The organism is Burkholderia stabilis, assembly GCF_001742165.1.
GTDB lineage: Bacteria > Pseudomonadota > Gammaproteobacteria > Burkholderiales > Burkholderiaceae > Burkholderia > Burkholderia stabilis.
The window spans coordinates 1,497,893-1,515,979 of the sequence record NZ_CP016443.1 but is presented as its reverse complement, the minus strand read 5'-3'; the positions used below and the strand labels follow the sequence as shown (position 1 = coordinate 1,515,979).

Genomic DNA, 18,087 nt, shown 5'->3' with positions numbered 1-18,087 from the left:
CGCGCGGCCGCGCGCCAGGTTAGTCGAGCATGACTGCGTCGGGCACGTCGAGCACGATGTCCGACGTTGCGACGGCCACGCACGGCAGCGTATAGCCGTCGGCTTTTTCCTCGCGGCTCAGCCCCGGCCATTCGATCGTGTAGCGTACGCTGCCGCTGACGATCCGGCAAAGGCAGCTTCGGCACGTGCCGTTGCGGCACGAGCGCGGCAGCGACACGCGCGCGAACGCGGCGGCTTCGAGCAGCGTCAGCGAGTCGGGCGCATCGAAGGTCGCGCCGAGCGGCTCGATGCGAACGAGTGGAGGGTGTTCCGGGGCGGTCATGGCTGAAGCGGGCGGCGGAGCGGCGGCAATCCGCCAAGCATAACCGAACCCGCAGGCGGCCGGCGCTTGCCGGCCGCGTGTGTCAATGCCGGCGCAGGTACCGGTAGACGGTATTGCGTGCGAGACCGAGCTCGCGCGCGGCCGCCGATACGTTGCCGCCATGCCGCGCGAGCACGGCGTCGATCACCGCGGCCTGGTGGCTTTGCAGCGTCGTGCCTTCGCGCGTGCCGGCCGGTGCGGCCGGCGTGGCTGCAGAGGGCGCGGCAGGCGCGTCGTCGCAGTCGAGCCAGAAATCGTCGGGCAAATGCGCGAGCGCGATTTCGGTCTCGTCTTCGGCGAGCATGCCGGCCGTGCGCAGCACGTTGGTCATCTGCCGCAGGTTGCCGGGCCAGCGATGGCGCGTGAACGCGTCGAGCACGTCGGACGAGATGCGGCGCGGCATCGGTTCGCTGCGGGCGAGCCGCGCGAGAATCCGCTCGACGAGCGCGGGCAGGTCGGTGCGCTCGGCGAGCGCCGGCAGCGTGACCGCGAGCCCGTTGATCCGGTAGAACAGGTCTTCGCGGAACGTGCCTTCCGCGATCATCGTGCGCAGGTCGCGATGGGTCGCGCAGACCACGCGCACGTCGACCGGCACCGCGCGCGCGCCGCCGAGCGGCATCACCGCGCGTTCCTGCAGCACGCGCATCAGCCTGACCTGTTGCGCGAGCGGCATGTCGCCGATTTCGTCGAGAAACAGCGTGCCGCCGTCGGCCTGCGCGATCTTGCCGGGGCTGCCGCGCTTGCGCGCGCCCGTGAACGCGCCGTCTTCATAACCGAACAGTTCGGCCTCGATCAGCGAATCGGGCAGCGCCGCGCAGTTGACCGCGACGAACGGGCCGTCCGCGCGCGGCGACGCCTGGTGCAGCGCGCGGGCGAGCCATTCCTTGCCGGTGCCGGTCTGGCCGAGGATCAGCAGCGGCAGGTCGCGCCCGCGAATCTTCGCGACGCGTTCGAGTACCGCGGCCATCCGCGCGTCGCCCGTGTCGAGCGTCGCGAACGTGATCGCGTCGGGGTCCGGCGCGCGCACGCGTGCGGCCGGCGCGGGCGGCGTGACCGCGACGGCCGTGCGCTGTGCTTCCGCGAATTCGCAGCGCGCGAGCACGCGCACGCCGGTCGGCAGCGTGAGGCGGAACGTTGCGCCGGGCGCGCGGACAGCCTGCTGCGCGAGCTGGCCGAAGCGCATGCCGAACAGCGCGTCGCTGCCTTGATGCTGCAGTGCATCGAACGGCGCGCCGAGCTGGAATTGCGCGCTGCGGTTCGCGGCGATCAGCCCGCCGTCGGGGCCGAACGCGACGAGCCCCGCGAACAGCGAGTCGACGCATTCCTCGTGCGCGTGAAAGCGCAGCCGCAATGCTTCCGCGCACTGGTTCGCGAACAGGTGGTTCTCGATCAGTTGCGCGGACATCCGCACGAGCGCGAGCGTATGCGGGCTGGAGCCGCGCGGGTCGCCGCTGACGTCGAGCGTGCCGAGCGTGCGGCCGAACGGATCGAAGATCGGCGCGCACGAGCACGTGAGGATGTGGTTGGCGCGCAGGAAGTGTTCGGCGCCGTGCACCGCGACGGCCTGGCCCGACGCGAGCGCGGTGCCGATCGCGTTGGTGCCGCGCGCGCCTTCGGCCCACGACACGCCGGTGCAGAGTGCGACGCGGTTGGCTTTCTCGATGAAGTCGGCGTCGCCGATGCTGTGCAGGATCACGCCGGCGGCGTCGGTCAGCAGCACGAGGCTTTGCGTATCGGCGATTTGCGCGTGGAGGTTCTCCATGACCGGGCGCGCGTGCGAGAACAGTGCGTGATTCGTGTCGAGCAGTTCGCGCAGCGCGAGGCGCGACAGCGGCGAGAAATCGGGGCGCTCGTGTGCGCGCAGGCCGACCGCGGTCGAGCGCGCATGTGCCTGTGCGAGCAGGTCGGTGCGGCCCGTGGTGGCGGGCAGCACGAAGGATTGCGGCATGACTTGTCTCCTGTCGACCGCAGTTAGCGCTTCAGCGCCTTACTGCGGTCCCATGCTTCGCGGTCGGTTGCAGCTAGCGATTCAGTGCCTCACTGCGGCCCCATGCTTCGCGGTCGGTTGCAGCTAGCGCTTCAGCGCTTACTGCGGTCCCATGCTTTGCGGTCTGTTGCAGCTAGCGCTTTAGCCCTTACTGCGGCCCCATGTTTCCCGATCGATCCGATATACCGCTCTGGCGCCTGCCGGAACCCGTCGCATCACGATCGATCCGTTCAGCGAATTCCACCCTCCACCTGCAGCGCACCATCTGAGCACGACGACCGACCGTACGGGTACGCATCATCATACAAGCGCCATGCGCAATGTGCGACCGCGAACAAAATCCCCTTGCTTTTAAGCGCCCACCTGCAATGATGGAAATGGAGCACGCACGCGCCGTGTTCCGCATTGCAACATGCATGCGACGCGACATGCATCCGTTCGGGAGACGCATCATGGTTCGGACGGAACTGAGAGTCGTGCTGGCGGCCATCGCCACCTTCATCATGCTGGGCGGCATCGCCGTGGCGATCCACGGGTTGCTGTTCGATCTGAACGACGCGGTGCGATACGGGGCGGCCGCGATTGCGGTGGGCGTCACGACAGCCGCGATCGCGCTCAACGTCTGGCCCACCGATCCGCACTGACGCCGGTTTCCGAAACGGTGCCGGATGCCGCGCTGATCAGACGAAACGCGCGTCGGAACGACGCATGCCGGAAAATTTGTCTCCTGCGCGAAACCGTCTAAAGTGGAAAGCAACCGGCATGCATTGTCCGCGCGATACCCCGCGGATCGTGCCTCTGCAGGCGAGCCCGCGTACATTTCGTCCGGCCGGTAGCGGACGACGGACGCGGTCATTCGTTTTCTACCGGTCGAGGCGGCTCCCATGCAAATCCATTTCACGAACGAGAAGCCTGAGTATTCGGGGCGCGACCTGATGCTTGCTTTTACGGCAATGGTCAATGGCGAGCGCGTTCAATGTCAGATCACCGCCGAGGCGCTGGAAGACCACTTCGGCGCGGCATCGCCGCGCTTCGAGGACATGGTCGGCGCATTCGACCAGCACCGTGATCGTATCGAGGCGGCTGCACGGCGCCTGCTGTCGGAGACGCGCGCGCAATGCGTGACGCTGCGCAGCGGTTACGTACGCTTCTACGAGGCCAACTGGCGCTGACGAAAAGACGCTCGTCTTGCGGCGCGCGTCGCCGACGATGCGCGCACGGGGACGTTGCTTTCAATGCAATGCCGTTCGGTGGAACCGGGCGGCATTTTCGTATGCGGGCCGCGCCGGAACCGGCCGCTGGAGCACGCGGGGTTCGAGGGCGTGTCCCGTCGGCCATCGGGAGGGTTCGTCGTGGCCGGCAACTCGGGAATGTTCATGAACGATTCGACGAAGCGGGCGGCAGCCTGTGATCCGCAGGATCTGGAGCGGTTGCTGGTGGCGAGAGAAAACGCAGGGGACGTCAGTGGCATGACCGCACTGTTTGCGCAGGACGCGGTGATCCAGCTCGATGACGGACGAGAGGTACGAGGCAGGGAGGCCATTCACGCATTTTTTGCGGCGCTTCAGGTCACCGGGTTCGGGCCGGAAAAACGCAAGTTCCAGCTCGGCGAACAGCGGCCGGCACTCATCTGCGGGGATCTGGCGCTGACGTCGGTTCGCAGCCGCGACGGCAACGTGACCAGCGAGGTTGCGCGGCGCCAGGAGGACGGGACATGGCTCTGGGTGATCGACCGGTATTCCGTCAACTGGCGTTAGCCCGTTCTCGGGGCCATCAGTCGATGCTCGCGCGAAACCCGAAACCCGAAACCCGAAACCCGAAACCCGAAACCCGAAACCCGAAACCCGAAACCCGAAACCCGAAACCCGAAACCCGAAACCCGAAACCCGAAACCCGAAACCCGAAACCCGTGTTGCGACGATGCGGAGCAACCGGCCCGATACGGCCGCACGGATTCCCTCGCACGCGCAACACCGCCCAACAAAAACGCCACCCGAATGAACTGCACCCCAAAAGTTGGACATCGATCCAACCTTTGGGGTGTTTTTTCATGACGAAGTACAACGAGCAGTTCAAGCGGCAAATCGTAGACGAGTACCTTGCCGGCAACGCTGGAGTGAAGGCGTTGGGCAAGCGATACGGCCTGAGCTATACGCTAGTGCACCGGTGGGTCGCCCGGTATCGTGAGCACGGCGTTGCCGGACTGAGTAAGAAATACAGCCACTATGATGAGCAGTTCAAGCTTTCGGTTTTACAGCGTATGTGGCGCGATGAGCTTTCGTATCGCGAGGTCGCGACACTATTCAACATTCGTGGTGACCGAACCGTGGCAACTTGGGTGCGCTTGTATCATGACGGCGGTATAGATGCTCTGAAGCCTCGCCGACGAGGACGCCCGCCCAGCATGAAGCCTGAACCAGACATGAAACCGGAGTTCCCGCTGCAGCCCGATGAGGCACGCACGCCGGACACGCTCTCACGCGACGACCTGCTCAAAGAGAACGAATATCTGCGTGCGGAGGTGGCGTACCTAAAAAAGCTCGATGCGCTGCTGCGATCAAAGGAGCAAGCAGCGCCAAAGAAAAAGCGCAAATAGTGCGCGAGCTCAGGCAATGCCATCCGATAGCAGCCCTTCTGAAAGCAGCAGATCTGGCGCGCAGCACGTTCTACTATCAGTTGAAGGTGCTGGATGCCGGTGATCGACATGCCGATCTCAAAGCCAGGATCCGGACCGTGTACGAGCATCACCAAGGTCGTTACGGCTATCGGCGAATCACCGCCACAATCCGGCAGGCAGGACACGCGATCAACCATAAGACCGTGCAACGACTGATGGGACAATTGCGACTGAAGTCCTTGGTGCGCCCAAAGAAATACCGCTCCTGGCGAGGCGAAGTTGGTCGTGTCGCGCCTAATCTGCTGCAGCGCAAGTTCGATGTCGAGCGCCCGAATCAGAAATGGGTAACCGACGTGACTGAGTTCAACGTCGGTGGCCAGAAGCTGTACCTGTCGCCAGTGATGGATCTGTACAACGGGGAGATCGTCGCCTATCAGATGGATCGACGGCCAAGCTTCGAGATGGTCAGCCGTATGCTGAAGAAGGCGCTGACCAAGCTTGGACGCAAGGATCGACCGCTGCTGCATTCGGATCAGGGCTGGCAGTATCAGATGCCAGCGTATCGTCGGCTGCTTGGCCAGCACGCGTTGACGCAGAGCATGTCACGCAAAGGCAACTGCTTGGACAACGCCGCGATGGAGAGCTTCTTCGGTACGCTCAAGTCAGAGTGCTACAGGCTGCAACGCTTTGCTAGCGTCGAACAGTTACGCGATGCGTTGGATCGCTACATCCATTACTACAACCACGATCGCATCAAGCTCAAACTAAAAGGGCTGAGTCCCGTTCAATACAGAACTCAGCCCTTGGGCGCCTAGCCTTCTTAAACTGTCCAACTTTGTGGGGTCAGTTCAGAAGGTGGCGTTTTTTCGTCGTTGTGCATCGCGCATCGCAGCGATGCGTCTCCGTCACTCGCTGCCGAGATAGAAGAAGCGGAACAGGAACACGGCCGCGATGACCCACACGATCGGCTTGACCGTGCGGGCCTGGCCCGTCAGCAGCTTGAGGCCGCCGTACGCGATGAAGCCGAACGCGACGCCGTTCGCGATCGAGTACGTGAACGGCATCAACAGCGCGGTCAGCGCGGCCGGCACGGCTTCGGTCGCATCGTCCCACGGCACGTCGACCATCTCGCGCAGCATCAGGCACGACACGTACAGCAGCGCGGGCGCCGTGGCGTAGGCCGGTACGACGCCGGCGAGCGGCGCGATGAACAGGCACGCGAGGAACAGCACCGCGACGGTGATCGCCGTCACGCCCGTACGGCCGCCGGCCTGCACGCCCGATGCGCTCTCGATATACGCGGTGGTCGACGACGTGCCGAGCACCGAGCCCGCGACGATCGCCGTGCTGTCGGCGAGCAGCGCCTTGTTCAGGCGGTTCATCTTGCCTTCGACGAGCAGGCCCGCGCGGTTCGCGACGCCCATCAGCGTGCCCGTCGCATCGAACAGCTCGACCAGGAAGAACACGAGGATCACGTTGATGATGCCGGTCGACAGCGCGGCGCCGATGTCGAGCTTGAACAGCGTCGCGTCGATCGACGGCGGCGCGGAGAACACGCCGTGGAACTGGTTGTCGCCGAAGAAGAACGACAGGATCGTGACGCCGATGATGCCGATCAGGATCGCGCCGCGCACGCGCAGGTGGTCGAGCGTGACGATCGTGAAGAAGCCGACGATCGCGAGGATCGTGTCGTGCTTGTGCAGGTCGCCGAGCGTGACGAGCGTGGCCGGGTTGCCGACGATCACGCCGGACGTCTTCAGCGAGATGATGCCGAGGAACAGGCCGATGCCGGCGGTGATCGAGATCCGCAGCGATTTCGGAATGCCGTTGACGATCGCCTCTCGCACGCGGAACAGCGTGACGAGCAGGAACAGGCAACCGGAGATGAACACCGCGCCGAGCGCGGCCTGCCACGTGAAGCCCATCCCCTTGACGACCGTGTACGCGAAATACGCATTCAGGCCCATGCCGGGCGCGCACGCGATCGGGTAGTTCGCGTAGAGGCCCATGATGATCGACGCCAGCGCCGCGACGAGGCAGGTCGCGACGAACACGGATTCCTTCGGCATGCCGGCGTCGCCGAGGATCGCGGGGTTGACGAAGATGATGTAGGCCATCGTCAGGAACGTGGTGACGCCCGCGAGTATTTCGGTGCGGAAGTCGGTGCCGGCTTCAGCGAAGCCGAAATACCGCTTGATGGATTCCATGAGGGCGTTTCTCCGGTCGGGTTGTCGTGTTGCTTGTTGTGCCGAATTGTTGTAAAGGCAGCGCGCGGCCGGGCTTACTGTAACCAGCCACTATTGCCCGGCTATCGGCGGATTGTAATAGCGCGGATAGCTCGGACGATATAGTTGGAGGGCACGATCGGTTGCCTGCGCGCGAACGGTCTGGCAGCCCGGCCGCGCGACGAAGGCGCGCATTCTACCGGTTCGGGTGGACCGGGCCGGCAGAAATGGCGGAAAGGGGCGCGTGGAGAGCGGGCGAGGTCGGCCGATGCGCGTGCAACGGTGCGGCGGCCGTATGGCGTATCGCGCGTGCGCGATGACATTCGACTGAAACGGAACGCCCGCATGCTGCACGAAGGTGGTGCAGGCATCGAATGCGCGCGAACGCGCGTGCATGGCCGATACGGATGCGCAGCGGCGAGCAGCGGCCATTCGTCAGTCCAGGCGGTTCCAGATATCGGGCTATCCTGCGCCGAAGCCGTCCCGCCCGCAACTGTCATTTCGCGATGCGGGGGCGACTGTGGTTTCTGTGTAAAAGATTGCAAGACCCCATCGCGTTAACCGGCAAGTCTTTCTAGGATAGATACACCGCGCATGCACACGCCGGCCGGTAATTGCCGACGCGGGGGAGTCGCAGTCCGTGCAGGCCAGGCGGTGAATGGCGGTCAAGGCCGATGCGCGTTCGGGCAGGCACGGCCGATTGCGATTGCCCGATGCGGGTTCGTCCGTAATCACGGAGGTCAGCATGTTGAACTGGATCAGCCGTTGGGCGATGCGACACGCCCCCACGCCGGAAAAAACCGCTGCGTCGATGCTCGTGACGGCGCGCATGGAACTGTTCTCAGCCGAACAGCGCGTCATCGATGCGAAATTACAGGCGGATTACTGGCGCACACGGGTGTCATTCCTCGAGGAGGTGCAGAAGCAGGGCATCGATCCGTGGGTGACCTCGCAGGCTGCGCAAAGACCTGAGCTCGATTCCACTCCCCGAAGCACGGGCCCGCGTCTCGCCGCCAGCACCTGATGCACCTGCTGCAACCGGTGGCTGCGCACGGCGCGCGATCGCTCGCGGCACGCTGTTGCGTGCCGCGTCATTCGATGCGCACCTGCGGCGCGTGGCGCCGCGGGTGCGTCCGTTTTCGGTCGCGGTCGTTCCGCGTGTCGCACGCGTGACGTCACGCCCGCGCGTCAATCATCCACTCCTTCTCCATACTCCGCCGAGCAAACGTTGCACTTGCGCGAGCGTGCGCCTGACGCGTTCGCCGCGCCGCACGTAGGCGGTCGTGATCGACGCTTCGGCCGGCCGGTCGGCATCGGTGCCGAGCCAGATGCGCTCGCCGCGCGCGATGTGCAGCACGTCGCCGGGCCGCACCCAGTAGTCGTCGACGCTCGGCGGACGCGTGATCCACAGCGCCGCGCCGTGTGCGCGAATCTCCGCGTCGTGCGGCGCGCGCCAGGTCATCGTCGTGCGTGGCGCGACCGCGAAGCGGATCACGACAGTCGGTAACGCGATCGAGCCGGCAGAGCGCCGATCGGGACGATCAAACAGTTGGCTTGCGTGGTCCATCGTCTTCTCCATTCAGTGAGCCGGACGGATGACGCGCACCAGAACAAAAAGGCCTCATCCGTTTCCGGTGAGGCCTTGTGTGACATGCGGTACTGCTCGATTGCTAACGCACAAGCGCCTCCCGTGATCCATTCTTTCGAATGTTCACCGGGCATTGAATCGCGATGGCGATGAGCTTGAACGTAGGCATGCGAACGAGTTTGTCTGCGTGATGCGATGTTGTCAACGACAATTTTCGAGATATGTGCGGAAGGTGAGTCGCCGCGCGCGTGGCCGGTTTTCATGACGTCGCCCGCATACGTATCGCATGCGCGGCGACGGGTTCGTCATGTGCGACTTCGCCTTCTCACGCGTAGCATGCCGCGCATCTGCGCGAGCGCACGCTGAAACCATGCGTCGTGCTTCATCGTGTACGCCGTCGTGATCGATGCTTCGACAGGCCGGTCGTCGTCGGTGCTCATCCAGATGCGATCGCCGCACTGCACGCGCAGCACGTCGCCGGCGCGTATCCAGTAATCGTCGACGCTTCCGGCGCGCGTGATCCACAGCGTCGCGTCGTGTACGCGGATCTCGGCGTCGCGCCGCGCGCGCCACGTCAGCGTCTTGCGCGGCGCGACCGTGAAATGCATCACGACTCTAGGCAATGCGATCGTGTCGGTGCGGCACCGATCGGGGCAAACAACCAGCCGGCTTGCTTGGTCCATCGTCATCTCCATCCGTTGAGCCGGGCGGGATGACGCGCACCAAAACAAAAAGGCCTCATCCGTTTCCGGCGAGGCCTTGTGACATGCGTAACTGAATCGCGATGCTAATGCACAAGCGCCTCCGGTGATCGCCCCGTATGGGCGTTCACTGGTTTCGTATTCGCGATGGCGATTGGCTTGAGCATAGGCATGCGAACGAGTGTGTCGTGGCAGCGCAGCAATGTCAACGGAATTTTCGAGATACGTAGCGGTTACGCGTCGCGTTGCGCGAGCCCGTTCACGAGCAGCTCGGACAGCAGGCCCGTCATCCCTTCCGGATGCGTGGCGGCGCGCGCCTTCAGCTGTTCGACGAGCTCGGCGTTGAGCTTGCACGCGAACGGCACGAGCCCCTGTTCCTGGTCGAGCTTGCGCTGCGCGCGGCGATCGAGCTTCGCCGCATCGTCGGCAGCCTTGCCGAAGCGCGCGGCGCCGGACTGCTTCATGGCTTGCGTCAGCTTGAGCGCCTTGTTCTTTTCGAGATCGGTTTTCTTCATGGCCATCGCGGCACCTCCGGGAAATGAAGCCGCGATTGTACGCATTTCGGCGGGCGCCGCCCGCCGAACCGGCAGAAACCCGCTGAAAACCCGCCACGCGCTCCGTTAAGCGCCCCGTTAAGCACCTCGTTACGCGCCCTTCGCCGTGCCCCAGTTGCCGCCATGCGCGGCCGCCTGTGCCGCCGGCGAGCGCGCAAGGTAGGCGAGCGCCTGCTCGGTCGAGCCTTCGTGGTGCGGCGTATAGCTCGGCTTGAAATAACGCAACGCCGCGCCGATCACCTTCCAGAACGACGGCAGGTGCCCGCGCCGCGAGCCCTGCCACCACGCGAGCGCGAAGCCCGGATAGCGGCCGGCCGCCGGGTCGCGCTTGTACATGAACTTCGCGCCGGTGGTGATGTAGTAGAGCAGCAGCACGATCACGAACGCCATGTGCACGCAGCGCTCCGGATAGGTGCCGCCCAGGTGCCGGTAGATGTCGAACGCGACGGTGCGGTGCTCGACTTCCTCGGCGCCGTGCCAGCGCAGCAGGTCGACCATCGTCGGGTCGGCTTTTCCTTCGTCGAGCCCGTGTGCATTGAGCACCCAGTTGCCCAGATAGCCGAAGAAATGTTCGAGCGACGCGATCACCGCGAGCTGTTGCCGCAGCCAGAAACGCGTATGGCCGATCTTCAGCCCGAGCGGCTGTTCGCCGAGCACGCGCGTGAACAGCCGGTTGAGCTTCTGCGTGAACGGCTTCGTGTCGATCCCGTGCCGGTCGTAGTAGTGCTTGAGCACGCCGCCGTGCGAACGCGAATGTACCGCTTCCTGCCGCAGGAACCCTTCGGCTTCGTCGCGCAGGCGCGCATCGGTGATGAGCGGCAGCGCCTTGTTGTACACGCGGCAGAACCACAGCTCGCCTTCCGGGAACAGCAGGTTCAGCGTGTTGATGATGTGCGTGCTGCCCGGGTCGTTCGGCACCCAGGTGATCGGCGTGTCGCTGAAGTCGAACTTCACGTGCCGGGCCTTGATCTTGTGATAGTCGGCGGTATCGGTCATTTGTGTCTCCCTCGGTGCGGCGGCGTGCGCCGTCAATGCGATGCCATGCTGACGCGGGCGATCATCCGGCCGAGCCACGGCATGAAACGGCCGACGAAACGCATCGCGTGCGCTTCGCCGCCGACCGCGACGACGGGGCGGTTGCGCAGCACGCCGTCGACCATCGCCTGCGCGACGGTTTCGGGTTTCAGGCCGCGCATCTGGTACAGCTTCGTCGCGCGCTTGCGCAGCCGCGCTTCGTCCTGTGCGTTGGCGCCCGCGTATTGCGTCGACGCCATGATTCCGGTTTCCGCGAAACCCGGGCACACGGCCGTCACACCGATCCCTTTCTCCGCGAGTTCCGCGCGCATGCATTCGCTGAGCATCAGCACCGCGGCCTTCGTCGTCGCATACGCGGGCAGGTCGCGCGACGGCCCGAACGCGGCGGCCGACGCGGTGTTGACGATGTGGCCGCCGGTGCCGCGCGCGGCCATCTGCTGCGCGAACAACCGCGAGCCGTGTATCACGCCCCACAGGTTCACGTGCAGGATGCGCTCCCAGTGCCGCGTGCTCGTGTCGAGGATGCCGCCGGCCATGCCGATGCCCGCGTTGTTGATCACGACGTCCGCGCCGCCGAGTTCGCTGCCGACCCACGTCGCGAGCGCTTCCATTTCGTCGGCGGACCCGACGTCGACGCGTTTCGCATGCGCCTGCGCGCCGGTCAGCCCGATCAGCAGCGCGGTGCGCTCGGCGCTCGCGAGATCGATGTCGCACGCGACGATCGTCGCGCCTTCGTGTGCGAACGCGAGGGCCGCGCAGCGGCCGATGCCGCTGCCCGCGCCGGTGACGACCGCGACCTTGCCGCTGAAGCGGCCGGTTTTCGCGCTGCGCCGGGCCTTCGCGAGCGCGGGCGGCTCGTCGCCCGATTCGACCGCGTCGATCAGTTGCCCGGCGAGATCCGCGAAGCGTGCGGGATCGGCGAGCGGCAGCCAGTGGCCGGCCGCGACTTCGCGGCGGTAGTACTGCGGCACCCAGCGCGACAGGTTCTCGGACAGCGCCGGGCTCACGTATTTGTCGCCGAGCGGCACGATCGTCTGCACGGGCGCATGCGCGTAGCGTTCGCGCGGCGTGAACAGGCAGCGGATGAAGTTCGCGCGATAGAGGCGCACGCCGCGCGCGCCGTCGTCGGCTTGCGTCGGGCGCGGCGCGACGGGCGTTTTCTCGAGCCGGCGCAGCAGGCGCGGCCATGCGCGGCCGAGCCACAGCCGCCAGCCGAGCTCGGGGATGAACGGCAGGTGGAACAGGTACACGTACCACGAGCGCACGAGCTGGCCGCCGAGTTTGCCGAGCGACGCGGGCGTCGGGCGCAGCACGCGTTCGCGCAGCCAGAAGCCGACATGGTCGAGGCACGGCCCCGAGCACGACGTGTACGACGCGATGCGGCCGGCCAGGCGCGGATCGGTGACGAATTCCCAGCCCTGGATCGAGCCCCAGTCGTGCGCGATCAGGTGCACCGTGCGGCCGGGGCAGAGCGCGTCGATCACCGCGACGAAGTCGTCGGTCAGCTTCGCGAGGTGATAGTCGGCCGTGCGCTTCGGCACGCCGGACAGGCCCGCGCCGCGCACGTCGTACGCGATCACGTAGTGCTTGCGCGCGAGCAGCGGCGCGACGTGCTGCCAGACGCTGCTGTCGTCGGGATAGCCGTGCACGAGCACGACCGGCGAGCGGGCCGGGTCGCCCCAGGTCCTGACCGCGAGCGTCAGGTCGCCGGAGGCGACAGCTGTCTCGCTGTGAACCGATTCGAACAGGGCCAGCGGCGCTTCGTCGGAAAGAGGCTGCATCGTGAGTCCGTCGTTCAGGGATTCGGGAGGAAGGGCGCGGGCGCGTCAGGCGGTGGCCGGCACGGTCGCGACGGCCTGCGTGCGTTCGGCCTGGCGGCGCTGCCAGCGGCGCACGTGCGGCAGGTCGTCGTCGAGCCAGTACGCGTCGTCGTCGGTAATCACGAGCAGCTCTTCGAATTTCGCGCCGACGCCGGCGAAGCCGAGATGCGGCTCGACGGCCCACAGGCCCGGCACGGGCGCATGCTCGGAGCGGCGGTCGATCGACCACAGCGGCGACCAGCCTTGCTGTTTCGCCGCGCGGCCCTGGTCGAGCAGCAGGTTGCGCGTCGCATTCAGCCCGAAGCGCGCGACGAAGCGCGGCTTCGACAGCTTGTGGATCTTCGCGACGCGATGCGCGAGCACCTTGAACGGATACGCCTTGTGGCGCGGCTCGACGCCCTGGCGGCGGCACAGCGCGTCGACTTCCTGCGCGACCTCGGCCATCGGCCGGCGCGCCTTCACGAGCCGCACGATCATGTCGCGATGGTCCATCAGGTCGTCCTGCAACTGTTCGAGGATCGGGTTCTCGCCGAGGCAGTGCGCGTAGCCGACGTCGGCGACGATGCCGTCGAGCACGGGCGCGACGTCGAGGATCACCGGCATGTCGGTTTCGAGCTGCCGGTTGCTCGGGAAGAACGCGAGATTGAAGCCGCCCATGTGCTTGAGGCCCGAGAAGCCCTCGAACGCGGTGCGGTCGCCGAACCACGCGAACGGCTTGTGCAGCCAGTCGTGCACGCCGTTGTCCTGCAGCCATTCGGTCAGGAGGCGCGCGGCCTCCTTCTCGGTGATGCCGGGGTAGAGCATCGCGCCGACGGTTTCGACGCAGCGGTACGCAAGCTGCTGGACCGCGCGGAATTGCGGCAACTCGTCGAGGTGGACTTCCGGCAGCGGGTGATCGGCCATGATGCGTCTCCATTTGTCGACCGGAGCTGGCGCGTCGGCGCTGACTCGGGTTCTATGCAAAGCAGGGCGCTGATCCGGAATGCATCCGCGAATGTCTCTGTCGCGAATTATTCAGTCAGCATTTAATGTGCCATTGAATGATGTAAAGATAATAGCCGGTTCGGCGGGGCGCGGCAGCCCTTGGAGATGAGGATTTCTCCTAATGGAAGGGGGAAATGGAGGGGAGGCTCTAGGTTTCCGGAGGCGGGGCCGGATGGCGGTCGGCGCACACGCGTACGGATCGGGCGCGCCGGCCAGGGGCGCGCGAGCGGCCCCGGCGCTGCCCGGATGGCCGCATGTGCGACGGCCCGGCATGTCGCGCCGGATCAACTCGTCGTCGCGTCGCGGCGTGACGCTGTCAAATTGCTGCCATATTTTCGCCAGATCATTCGCCGCCGTTGCGGAGCCATCCGGGCTTCGCGCCGCCGATGAGCCGCCGGTGCGCCGCGCACCGGGACGGCCGGACCGATTCGACAATTCCACGGGGAGAGACCATGCAACGCCGCCACTTCATGAACACCCTTGCCGCGGCGACCGCCGCGACGTCGCTGATGCTCAAGACCGGCACGGCCGGCGCGAAGAGCGCAGCCGCACCCGATGCGCTGGACCCGGGCCGCTGGTCGCCGTTCAACGCCGCGCGCCTGCAGGCGGTACTCGACCAGCACGGCGTCGCGAGCGCGCGCTACGACGGCAAGCGCCGCCCGTACGCCGTGTTCGATTGGGACAACACGTGCATCATGAACGACTGCGAAGAGGCGTTGCTGATGTACCAGATCAACCATCTGCAGTACAAGCTGACGCCGGACGAATTCGTCGAGGTGATGTGGAAGGACGTGCCGAAGGGCGCCTTCATGAAGGACTACACGACGATCGACGGCAAGCCCGTGACGATGGAAAACCTCGCCGCCGACGTCGAATCCGACTATCGCTGGCTGTACGCGAACTACACGGGTTTCGGCGGTAGCAAGAGCCTGGACGAGATTCGCGAAACCGATCAGTTCAAGGTTTTCCGCGCGAAGCTGTACTTCATGTACGACGCGATCTGCGACACGCACCCGCTCGAGATCGGCTACAAGTGGATCATCTACTTCTACCGGAACATGACGACCGCCGAGCTGCAGGCGATGGCGGAAGCGTCGGACAACTACGGTATCGGCGACGCGCTGCGCAAGGTCCGCTACGAAAGCCCGAAGACGCTGCCGGGCAAGGCCGGCGTGGTGGCCGACACGCATTTCCACGGCATTCGCATTCATGAGGAAATCCGCGCGGTGATGCACACGCTGCGCGCGAACGGCATCGACGTGTACGTGAGCACGGCGTCGCTCGACGATGTCGTGCGCGTATTCGCCGGCAATCCGAACTACGGCTACGGCGTGCCGCCCGAGAACGTGATCGGCCTGCGCCTCGACATGCGGGACGGCAAGTACACGAGCACCTATCCGGCCGGCTGGCATTTCAACTGGGGGCCCGGCAAGACGGTGGGCATCCGCAACGTCCTCGAATCGAAGAAAGGCTATGGCCCGCTGCTGGTGTTCGGCGACAGCGACGGCGACGCGTGGATGCTGCGCGACTTCAAGGACACCGCGGCCGGCGTGATCGTCAACCGGATGAAGAAGGGCGAGATCGGCGCGGACAGCAAGCTCGCGGCCGAGCAGGTCGGCAAGCCGGACGCGCGCTTCCTGCTGCAGGGCCGCGACGAGCATACGGGCCTGATGATTCCGGACGAGAAGTCGATCAAGTACGGCAAGACCGAACGCAAGCTGCTGGCTTGACGCGGGCCGCGCGCCGGGCCGTCGGGGCCCGGCGTCGCCCGGGATCGACGGGTGCGTCGTGCGGGCCGGCGCCCGGGCGTCTCAGCGCTCGCGCGGCGGGCCCAACCGGTCCAGCAACGCCCCCAGCAAATCGATCGGCAGCGGAAACACGATGGTCGAATTCTTGTCCGCCGCGATCGTCGTCAGCGTCTGCAGATAGCGCAACTGCATCGCCTGCGGCTCCTGCGCGAGCCGCTGCGCGGCCTGCAGCAGCTTCTCGGACGCCTGCAATTCCCCTTCCGCATGGATCACCTTCGCGCGCCGCTCGCGCTCGGCCTCGGCCTGCCGCGCGATCGCGCGGATCATCGTCTCGTTCAGGTCGACGTGCTTGATCTCGACGTTCGATACCTTGATCCCCCACGCGTCGGTCTGCGCATCGAGCGTTTTCTGGATGTCGGCGTTCAACTGTTCGCGCTCGGCCAGCAGCGCGTCGAGTTCGTGCTTGCCGAGCACCGAGCGCAGCGTCGTCTGCGACAGCTGGCTCGTCGCGTCGAAGAAGCGCGCGACCTGGATCACGGCCTTCTCCGGATCGACGACACGGAAATACACGACCGCATTGACCTTCACCGACACGTTGTCGCGCGTGATCACGTCCTGCGGCGGCACGTCGAACACGATGGTGCGCAGGTCGATCCGCACGACCTGCTGGACGATCGGGATGATCAGCACGAGCCCCGGCCCCTTCACTTTCCAGAAACGGCCGAGCATGAACACGACGCCGCGCTCGTACTCGCGGAAGATGCGGATCGACGACGCGACGAGCACCACGACGAAGACGATCAGGACGCTGCTGAGGCCGAACGTGTAGCCCATCATGTTGGTTCTCCCTGGTGTTGTTGTTCCTGCTCCGGCAGGTCGTAGAGCGGGGCGACGGTGAGCAGCAGGCCGTGACGGCCCGTGACGCGCACGCGGCAGCCGGCGGCGAGCGGCACGCTGCTCGCGACGCGCCAGCGCTCGCCGTGCACGCGCGCCCAGCCCGCGGCCGACGGCGCGGGGCCGGCCGCGCCTGGCGGCTGGTCGGCGCGCAGGCCGTCGTCGAGCACTTCGCCGATGCTGCCGAGCATCGCCTCGGCGCCCGTCACGACCGGGCGGCGCCGCGCGCGCAGCGCGACGCTCGACACGCCCGCGACCAGCAGCCCGCCGCCGAGCGCCAGGCTCGCGATCACGGGCCACGGAATCCCGTAGCCGGGCACGTCGGTGTCGATCAGCATCAGCGCGCCGATCGTGAACGACACGATCCCGCCGAAACCGAGCACGCCGAAGGTCGGCAGGAATGCCTCGGCCACCAGGCAGCCGAGGCCGAGCAGCACGAGGCCGAGGCCCGCGTAGCTGACCGGCAGCAACTGCATCGCGAACAGCCCGATCAGCAGGCAGATCGTGCCGACGACGCCCGGCAGCACGAAGCCGGGGTTCGCGAACTCGAAGAAGAGGCCGTAGATGCCGATCGTCAGCAGGATCAGCGCGACGTTCGGATCGGTGATGATCGACAGGAAGCGGCTGCGCCAGTCGGGTTCGACCACGACGAGCGGCGCATGCGCGGTCGCGAGCCGCACCGTGCCGGCGGTGGTCGTCACGCTGTGGCCGTCGAGCTGGCGCGCGAGATCGGCCGGGTCCTGCGCGATCAGGTCGACGACGTGCTGCGCGCGCGCTTCATTCGCCGACAGGCTGACGGCTTCGCGTACCGCGCGCTCGCCCCATTCGGCATTGCGCCCGCGCAATTGCGCGAGGCCGCGGATGTACGCGGCGGCGTCCTGCATCGCCTTGCGGATCTCGGTCGATTGCGTGTCGGTCGGCAGCGCGGCCGGTGTCGCGGATGCATCCGACGCGCCCGACGCGCCGGCCGCCGGCGCCCGCGGCGCGGCAGGGTTCGCGCCCGGCGGCGTGGCGCCGCCGATGCCGAGCTGCACCGGCGACGCCGCGCCGAGATTGGTGCCGGGCGCCATCGCCGCGAAGTGGCTCGCATAAACGATGTAGGTGCCCGCGCTCGCAGCCCGCGCACCGCCCGGCGCGACGAACGCGGCGACCGGCACGGGCGAGCCGAGGATGGCCTTGATGATCTGCCGCATCGACGTGTCGAGGCCGCCGGGCGTGTCGAGCTGCAGGATCGCGAGCGGCGCGCGCTCGCGTGCGGCCCGTTCGAGCGAGCGAACGATGAAATCGGCGCTGGCCGGCCCGATCGCGCCGTTGACGGGGATCACGATGACCGGCGGCGCGGCGGCGGGGGCAGCGGCGGGCGGCGGCGCGGCGACGGCCGCGCACACGACGAGCAGCGCCGCGAACAGTGCGGCGCGTGCGACCCGCGTGGACAGCGGGTGATGGGGACGGCCGCCGGACGCGGCAAGCGCCGGCGGCGGCCCGTGACGGTGAAAGCGCATCGGGGCGTCCGGGCGGCGCGCGGCCGCGCGCCGCCTGGCTCGCGGAAAGGGCGTTGGCCCGATGCTTAAAG

General features: G+C 66.5%; 17 protein-coding genes. 6 read left to right on the top strand and 11 right to left on the bottom strand.

Annotation, left to right across the window (positions count from 1 at the left end):
- Positions 1-19: 19 nt before the first annotated feature.
- Together BBJ41_RS24725 and BBJ41_RS24720 are read right to left on the bottom strand one after the other, a co-directional pair.
- Positions 20-322, bottom strand: coding sequence for a 2Fe-2S iron-sulfur cluster-binding protein (locus BBJ41_RS24725; RefSeq protein WP_069748879.1), 303 nt, complete (start codon positions 320-322; stop codon positions 20-22).
- An 82-nt stretch (positions 323-404) separates the two neighbouring features.
- On the bottom strand, positions 405-2,309 hold the full coding sequence (locus BBJ41_RS24720) for a sigma-54-dependent Fis family transcriptional regulator (RefSeq protein ID WP_069748878.1): 1,905 nt from the start codon (positions 2,307-2,309) through the stop codon (positions 405-407).
- Positions 2,310-2,716: 407 nt separating this feature from the next.
- Here BBJ41_RS24720 and BBJ41_RS24715 point away from each other — a divergent pair, with 407 nt between their 5' ends.
- The 4 genes from BBJ41_RS24715 (at position 2,717) to BBJ41_RS40595 (ending at position 5,780) form a co-directional block, all read left to right on the top strand.
- The gene (locus BBJ41_RS24715; RefSeq protein WP_236872148.1) at positions 2,717-2,992 is read left to right on the top strand and encodes a DUF2964 domain-containing protein; all 276 of its coding nucleotides are present in this window, start codon (positions 2,717-2,719) and stop codon (positions 2,990-2,992) included.
- A 240-nt stretch (positions 2,993-3,232) separates the two neighbouring features.
- Positions 3,233-3,520 (top strand): DUF1488 family protein, encoded by a 288-nt coding sequence (locus BBJ41_RS24710; RefSeq protein ID WP_048243539.1) that lies wholly within the window; start codon positions 3,233-3,235, stop codon positions 3,518-3,520.
- Between the two features lie 204 nt (positions 3,521-3,724).
- On the top strand, positions 3,725-4,105 hold the full coding sequence (locus BBJ41_RS24705; protein WP_069750363.1) for a YybH family protein: 381 nt from the start codon (positions 3,725-3,727) through the stop codon (positions 4,103-4,105).
- A 293-nt stretch (positions 4,106-4,398) separates the two neighbouring features.
- Positions 4,399-5,780, top strand: a protein-coding gene (locus BBJ41_RS40595; protein WP_156814746.1) for an IS3 family transposase whose coding sequence is annotated in 2 segments (ribosomal slippage) — positions 4,399-4,879 and positions 4,879-5,780 — 1,383 coding nt in all. Because the reading frame shifts where the segments join, the coding sequence is not laid out codon by codon here.
- A gap of 90 nt (positions 5,781-5,870) precedes the next feature.
- On the opposite strand, the gene BBJ41_RS24690 is transcribed toward BBJ41_RS40595, so the two are convergent.
- Positions 5,871-7,172, bottom strand: coding sequence for an NCS2 family permease (locus tag BBJ41_RS24690; RefSeq protein WP_069748877.1), 1,302 nt, complete (start codon positions 7,170-7,172; stop codon positions 5,871-5,873).
- A 763-nt stretch (positions 7,173-7,935) separates the two neighbouring features.
- Between BBJ41_RS24690 and BBJ41_RS24685 the strand changes: the two genes are divergently transcribed.
- A complete protein-coding gene (locus BBJ41_RS24685) occupies positions 7,936-8,214 on the top strand; it encodes a hypothetical protein (RefSeq protein WP_069750362.1) in 279 nt (92 codons plus the stop codon).
- A gap of 168 nt (positions 8,215-8,382) precedes the next feature.
- Here BBJ41_RS24685 and BBJ41_RS24680 read toward each other — a convergent pair whose 3' ends face one another.
- The 6 genes from BBJ41_RS24680 to BBJ41_RS24655 form a co-directional block, all read right to left on the bottom strand.
- Positions 8,383-8,757, bottom strand: a complete 375-nt coding sequence (locus BBJ41_RS24680) for a DUF2917 domain-containing protein (RefSeq protein ID WP_069750361.1) — start codon at positions 8,755-8,757, stop codon at positions 8,383-8,385.
- A 326-nt stretch (positions 8,758-9,083) separates the two neighbouring features.
- Positions 9,084-9,461, bottom strand: a complete 378-nt coding sequence (locus tag BBJ41_RS24675) for a DUF2917 domain-containing protein (protein ID WP_069750360.1) — start codon at positions 9,459-9,461, stop codon at positions 9,084-9,086.
- A 251-nt stretch (positions 9,462-9,712) separates the two neighbouring features.
- The gene (locus BBJ41_RS24670; RefSeq protein ID WP_069748876.1) at positions 9,713-10,000 is read right to left on the bottom strand and encodes a hypothetical protein; all 288 of its coding nucleotides are present in this window, start codon (positions 9,998-10,000) and stop codon (positions 9,713-9,715) included.
- Between the two features lie 123 nt (positions 10,001-10,123).
- Positions 10,124-11,029, bottom strand: coding sequence for a metal-dependent hydrolase (locus BBJ41_RS24665; RefSeq protein WP_069748875.1), 906 nt, complete (start codon positions 11,027-11,029; stop codon positions 10,124-10,126).
- Between the two features lie 32 nt (positions 11,030-11,061).
- On the bottom strand, positions 11,062-12,849 hold the full coding sequence (locus BBJ41_RS24660) for an SDR family oxidoreductase (protein WP_069748874.1): 1,788 nt from the start codon (positions 12,847-12,849) through the stop codon (positions 11,062-11,064).
- 45 nt (positions 12,850-12,894) lie between these two features.
- The gene (locus BBJ41_RS24655) at positions 12,895-13,791 is read right to left on the bottom strand and encodes a M24 family metallopeptidase (protein ID WP_069748873.1); all 897 of its coding nucleotides are present in this window, start codon (positions 13,789-13,791) and stop codon (positions 12,895-12,897) included.
- 533 nt (positions 13,792-14,324) lie between these two features.
- On the opposite strand from BBJ41_RS24655, the gene BBJ41_RS24650 reads away from it, so the two are divergent.
- Positions 14,325-15,602: an HAD family hydrolase gene (locus BBJ41_RS24650; RefSeq protein WP_069748872.1), complete on the top strand. Its 1,278-nt coding sequence runs from the start codon at positions 14,325-14,327 to the stop codon at positions 15,600-15,602.
- A gap of 81 nt (positions 15,603-15,683) precedes the next feature.
- Here the strand turns inward: BBJ41_RS24650 and BBJ41_RS24645 are convergent, their stop codons facing one another.
- Positions 15,684-16,457, bottom strand: a complete 774-nt coding sequence (locus BBJ41_RS24645; protein WP_069748871.1) for a slipin family protein — start codon at positions 16,455-16,457, stop codon at positions 15,684-15,686.
- The gene (locus BBJ41_RS24640; RefSeq protein ID WP_069748870.1) at positions 16,454-18,016 is read right to left on the bottom strand and encodes an NfeD family protein; all 1,563 of its coding nucleotides are present in this window, start codon (positions 18,014-18,016) and stop codon (positions 16,454-16,456) included. Before BBJ41_RS24640 ends, BBJ41_RS24645 begins: the two co-directional genes overlap by 4 nt.
- Between the last annotated feature and the right edge of the window lie 71 nt (positions 18,017-18,087).

Coding starts and splice junctions, on each gene's coding strand:
- BBJ41_RS24725 (WP_069748879.1), bottom strand. CDS start 322: ATGACCGCCCCGGAACACCCTCCACTCGTTCGCATCGAGCCGCTCGGC.
- BBJ41_RS24720 (WP_069748878.1), bottom strand. CDS start 2,309: ATGCCGCAATCCTTCGTGCTGCCCGCCACCACGGGCCGCACCGACCTG.
- BBJ41_RS24715 (WP_236872148.1), top strand. CDS start 2,717: ATGATGGAAATGGAGCACGCACGCGCCGTGTTCCGCATTGCAACATGC.
- BBJ41_RS24710 (WP_048243539.1), top strand. CDS start 3,233: ATGCAAATCCATTTCACGAACGAGAAGCCTGAGTATTCGGGGCGCGAC.
- BBJ41_RS24705 (WP_069750363.1), top strand. CDS start 3,725: ATGAACGATTCGACGAAGCGGGCGGCAGCCTGTGATCCGCAGGATCTG.
- BBJ41_RS24690 (WP_069748877.1), bottom strand. CDS start 7,172: ATGGAATCCATCAAGCGGTATTTCGGCTTCGCTGAAGCCGGCACCGAC.
- BBJ41_RS24685 (WP_069750362.1), top strand. CDS start 7,936: ATGTTGAACTGGATCAGCCGTTGGGCGATGCGACACGCCCCCACGCCG.
- BBJ41_RS24680 (WP_069750361.1), bottom strand. CDS start 8,757: ATGGACCACGCAAGCCAACTGTTTGATCGTCCCGATCGGCGCTCTGCC.
- BBJ41_RS24675 (WP_069750360.1), bottom strand. CDS start 9,461: ATGGACCAAGCAAGCCGGCTGGTTGTTTGCCCCGATCGGTGCCGCACC.
- BBJ41_RS24670 (WP_069748876.1), bottom strand. CDS start 10,000: ATGGCCATGAAGAAAACCGATCTCGAAAAGAACAAGGCGCTCAAGCTG.
- BBJ41_RS24665 (WP_069748875.1), bottom strand. CDS start 11,029: ATGACCGATACCGCCGACTATCACAAGATCAAGGCCCGGCACGTGAAG.
- BBJ41_RS24660 (WP_069748874.1), bottom strand. CDS start 12,849: ATGCAGCCTCTTTCCGACGAAGCGCCGCTGGCCCTGTTCGAATCGGTT.
- BBJ41_RS24655 (WP_069748873.1), bottom strand. CDS start 13,791: ATGGCCGATCACCCGCTGCCGGAAGTCCACCTCGACGAGTTGCCGCAA.
- BBJ41_RS24650 (WP_069748872.1), top strand. CDS start 14,325: ATGCAACGCCGCCACTTCATGAACACCCTTGCCGCGGCGACCGCCGCG.
- BBJ41_RS24645 (WP_069748871.1), bottom strand. CDS start 16,457: ATGATGGGCTACACGTTCGGCCTCAGCAGCGTCCTGATCGTCTTCGTC.
- BBJ41_RS24640 (WP_069748870.1), bottom strand. CDS start 18,016: ATGCGCTTTCACCGTCACGGGCCGCCGCCGGCGCTTGCCGCGTCCGGC.